Here is a 4,714-nt window from a genome sequence, read left to right on the forward strand (position 1 = left end):
ACTTTAATAATACTTTAATAATACTTTAATAATGCTTTAATAATACTTTAAAAGGGGATTTTATTATGATTTTGATTCAAATTAATCGCATCTGCGACCTTAAACCTTATTTTTATTACGCCCTAGAACAATACGCCCTTAATCATTTATTAAAGCAAAACCCTGAAAAAAGCTTCTTTTTTATTTGGAAAATCAAAGGAGTTGTAGTTGGGAAAAATCAAATAATTGAAAACGAAGTTAATTTAGATTACCTCAAAGAACATAAAATTCCTTTATTTAGAAGACCTACTGGCGGAGGATGTGTTTATAATGATCCTCAAACTCCTCTTTTTAGCATTATTGCCAAAAAAGAAAAAAATTTCAGTTTTAAACCTTTTTTAGCTAAAATTGTCGTTGCATTACAAAAATTAGGACTTAATGTTGAATTTAGTGGCAGAAACGACATTTTACTAGAAGGCAAAAAAATTTCTGGAAATGCCTTTATGCAAAACCAAAATGGCATGGTAACTCATGGAACACTTCTTTATAATTGCGATTTTCAAACTATGATAAACACAATTACTCCAAACGACCAAAAATTAATTTCTAAAGGAATTGCAAGTGTGCGTTCCCGAGTAACTAACCTCAAAGGCTATCTTCCAGATATGTCACAAGAAAAGTTAATGCAGTATTTAACTGAGGCTTTAACTGACCAAACTTATGTACTTAGTGACCAAGAAATAAAATCAATAGAAAAAGATTCTCTCCAATTTGCTTCCAATGAATTTTTATTCTTAACCCAACCCCATCACACCAAAATACTTAAAAAACGTTTTTCTTGGGGAGGATTAGAAATTTTTTTAGATATTAGATTTGGTTTAATTGAAAAAATGACTTTGATTGGAGATTTTTTTCACAAAGAAGATAATTTAGAACAATTTAGCAAACTTTTTGAAGGAATAACTTATCAAACTGAAAAAATACAAGAAGTTTTGGAAAAAACAAACATCGGTTTTTATATTTTGGATGCTACTAATGATGATTTTTTAAGCTTACTTAAAGAAGGTATTTTAGAAGAAAAACTTAAAAATTTAAATTATTAGCAATTACTAAAATAGTTCTAAATTGAAAAATTTTTATATAGACTATCAAAAAAAAGATAAACAACGAAAAAACTACACAAAAAACTAGCAAAATAAAATATGAAAATAAAATCGAAGGTATATTTATGTTAAATAATCAAAAAAATGTTTTAAGAAAGATCATTGCCATTTCTTTCTTATTATTTTTGGCTTTTGGCTTGGAACTTCTTTCTCGTTATACTATTAATGCAACAATCCCTTGCAATTATGCTTTTTTTCGCATTGAATTAATTTTTATCATTTTAATAGGTTATCTTTTTGGACCTAAATACGGATTTTGGGCTAGTTTATTTTATCTTTTAATTCATTATGTTTTGGAATTTTCTTTTATGGAAGTGTTATTACACCATACACACGAAAATCATAATCACAGTCATGACCACGAAAACGAACATGCAAGCAAAGCCCTTATTTTCCTTTACAGATTTTTTCTTCCCTATATTGTCTGCTCTTTTTCGGGCTTATTTTATCAAAAAAACTTAAATCATCTCACCAAAAAAACACCTATTATAATAACTTTAGTATTAATTAGTGTAGTTCAAATTATTTCAAGCATTTTATTTATTAATTTATTACAAGAAAACTTTGCCAAAAAAACTTTTTTAAAGTTGTTCATCCCAAGTCCTTCTTATTCTTGGTCGCTTAATCTTATTTATAGTTTTTCATCAGTTATTGTAAGTAATACCATCATAGGAGCTTTATTTTATTTAATTAATTTACGTCTTAAAGATAATATGGAATTTTTATATGGTTTTTCCAAGGAAAATTAAATTTTGGAAAATCTTTTTTTCAAACCCAAACAACATAAATTTTTGTGCGCTATTCACTTTTATTAATTTAATTACACACAAATTTAATTAAAATAATTTTTTTATAACCTTTTCTTTTATAAATTTCATCATGGAGACTTACTTAGTGTTTTTCAAACTTTTTAACAAAAACAAAATTATTATCTGCTTTATTTTGCCATTATCTTTAATTTTATTATTTTTAATTAGTCTAGAATTATCATATTTTTGGATAGAAAAAAATCAATTAAAAAACGCTTCTTTAATAAATATATACGAACTATTTGCAAAATTTAAAGCCAACGAAATTAAAAAAATTCATTATACTTATAAAAGCCAATACAGCATTTGGAACAAAGAACATTATTTAATCCAAGCAGAAAGTTTTGATAATCAAAAATATTATTGTAAAATGGCAGCCTCCAATTATGATTATTTAGTATATGCTTTTTATTCATATAAAGATGTTTTGGTAGAAGTCAAAGAAAATATCCAATTTAATTTTTTAGAATTATATTTCAAATTTATAAGTTATCTTGTTTCTTTTATTTTTGGATTTTATATTTTAATTCATCTTAAACAAATGTTATCAAACAAAATAAATAAATTTAATACAAACATTGATTCTTCCAAAGACAAAATAACTTTTGAAGATGTAGCAGGTCTTGAAGAAGAAAAAAAAGAAATCCAAGAATTAATAGATTTCTTAAAACATCCTCAAAAATATCATAAAATGGGCTTTGAAATTCCTAAAGGAGTATTATTAGAAGGACCTCCAGGAACAGGAAAAACCTTACTTGCAAAAGCATTAGCTAATGAGGTCAAAATTCCTTTTTATGCTGTTTCTGGTTCTGAATTTGTCGAAGTTTATGTAGGCGTTGGAGCTTCTAGAATAAGAGATTTATTTCAAAAAGCCAAAAGAACTACTCCTTGCATTATTTTTATTGATGAAATAGATGCTTTAGGAGCCAAAAGAAAAAACAACTCCATCATAGAATCACGAGAACACGACCAATCCCTAAACCAACTTTTATTAGAAATGGATGGTTTTTTTAAACTTTCACAAATCATCATTATTGCTGCTACTAATAGAATAGATATGCTAGATCCTGCTTTGATTCGTCCAGGTAGATTTGACCGTAAAATCAAAATTAATTTACCTAATCTAAAAGCTAGAGAAGCTATTCTAAAAGTTCATGCTAAAAATAAAAATATTTCTTTGGATGTTGATTTTTACAAATTAGCTTTAATTACTGAAGGTGCATCAGGTGCCCAACTTGCAGCCATTCTCAATGAGGCTTTAATTTTGGCTATCAGAAATAACAAAGACCAAATCGATAAACATTTTTTAGAACAAGCAATTAAACGCATATTAAATTAATATTGCCAAATCCCTAAAATATAAAAAAGTTAACTTAAAATAAGTTAACTTTTTTATTTTATAAAATGATATTATTTTGTAACATCAATAGCAGCAAAAATAAAAACTTTGGTTGGTAAAATTGCACTAGAAACAAAAATTTGATTTTTAGTATCTTGAATTTCTTCTACACCATCTCCAATAATGTGTTTTTCACGTAAAAATAGCAAAAAGCAATATTCAACAAACCTAATCTTATTTTGTTTAATTACTGTGGTAAGGTTTTTATTTAGTTCTTGCAATTGTTCTTGAGAAAAAATACTCAAAGGCAAAGTAGATACTATCCCTTTTATTTGTTTTATTTGAGTTTCATCAATTTGCTTCTTTAACAATTCAATAAAATTACAAGCATCTCCTTCGATAACTGTTAAACCTGGAAATTTATTTCTCAAAACATTACATAATTCTTTATCATATTCCAAAGCAATAACATTTTGGGCTCCAAACTTTTGTACTAAATATTTAGTAACATTACCACTGCCTGCTCCTAGTTCCAAAATTTTTTCACCTGTTTTTAAACCTGTGTCTTGTTTTCCTTCAAATTCAAGCACTAAATTACTTAATTGTTTAGCAATATCTTGTGATTCAGGAAAAAGAGAAGAACCCATTTGTTGAGGGTAAAACACCAATTCTTTGGCATGATTCCAATCACTTGTTTCCCTAGGAATAACACAAATCAAAAATGCTCCTAGCACTAAAAGTGCACCTTTATAAAAAGGATGAATTTTTATTTTTTGCACTCCGATTAAACCCATTGCCAAAAGCAAAAAAGAGACAAAAAGTTTAAAATAAGCTACTGTTAAATTGTTTTGGTAATAAGGATTAATAAAATGCGATTTCAAATCCGCTTTAAAACCAAAAATAATAGCAGATAACAAAAAATAGCAAAAAGGATGAACAAAAACTATCCATACTTTTTTCCAACCCAAAAAAGTAATTGGTCGTTTCCACACATAAAAACAATAAATCAAAGGGGCAAAAACATATTGCAAATAATAAGGAATTAGCTGCATTTGCCAATTTGCAGAAATAAAATGCTGTTTGTGGTCTTCAATAAAATCACAAAAAACCAAACTTATAATTAAAATATTTACCAAAGCAACAAAACTTAATATTTGATAAAATTTAGTAGTTCTATATTTAGTTAAAGCAATTATTGCAACTACCAAAATTAAAAAAATACTTTGTCTTGTATAATGAAAAATATTTTTACAATAAGCAAATGAGTCTAGATGCGTTTGCAAACAACTATCAAAAAGCCCCCAAATTAAAATTATTGAAGAAAAAATCACTAACAATAACGAGCTTAAATTTTTTTTAATTTTAATAAAATAAATTGAAAAAAATGAAGAATTAAAAAATTTGTAAAAAGATGTGATTTTCAC

General features: G+C 26.4%; 4 protein-coding genes. 3 read left to right on the top strand and 1 reads right to left on the bottom strand.

Annotated features, from left to right (window positions below):
• The first annotated feature begins 65 nt into the window (after positions 1 to 65).
• The 3 genes from OL66_RS02970 (at position 66) to OL66_RS02980 (ending at position 3,290) form a co-directional block, all read left to right on the top strand.
• The gene (locus OL66_RS02970; RefSeq protein WP_034172406.1) at positions 66 to 1,082 is read left to right on the top strand and encodes a lipoate--protein ligase; all 1,017 of its coding nucleotides are present in this window, start codon (positions 66 to 68) and stop codon (positions 1,080 to 1,082) included.
• Between the two features lie 125 nt (positions 1,083 to 1,207).
• A complete protein-coding gene (locus OL66_RS02975; protein WP_034172407.1) occupies positions 1,208 to 1,891 on the top strand; it encodes an ECF transporter S component in 684 nt (227 codons plus the stop codon).
• Positions 1,892 to 2,036: 145 nt separating this feature from the next.
• Positions 2,037 to 3,290, top strand: coding sequence for an AAA family ATPase (locus OL66_RS02980; protein ID WP_034172408.1), 1,254 nt, complete (start codon positions 2,037 to 2,039; stop codon positions 3,288 to 3,290).
• A 71-nt stretch (positions 3,291 to 3,361) separates the two neighbouring features.
• Here OL66_RS02980 and OL66_RS02985 read toward each other — a convergent pair.
• Positions 3,362 to 4,714 (bottom strand): rRNA adenine N-6-methyltransferase family protein (locus OL66_RS02985; RefSeq protein WP_238568816.1); only part of this gene is annotated, 1,353 nt, incomplete at its 5' end.

Source organism: Chrysanthemum yellows phytoplasma, from assembly GCF_000803325.1.
GTDB classification, from domain to species: domain Bacteria; phylum Bacillota_I; class Bacilli_A; order Acholeplasmatales; family Acholeplasmataceae; genus Phytoplasma; species Phytoplasma asteris.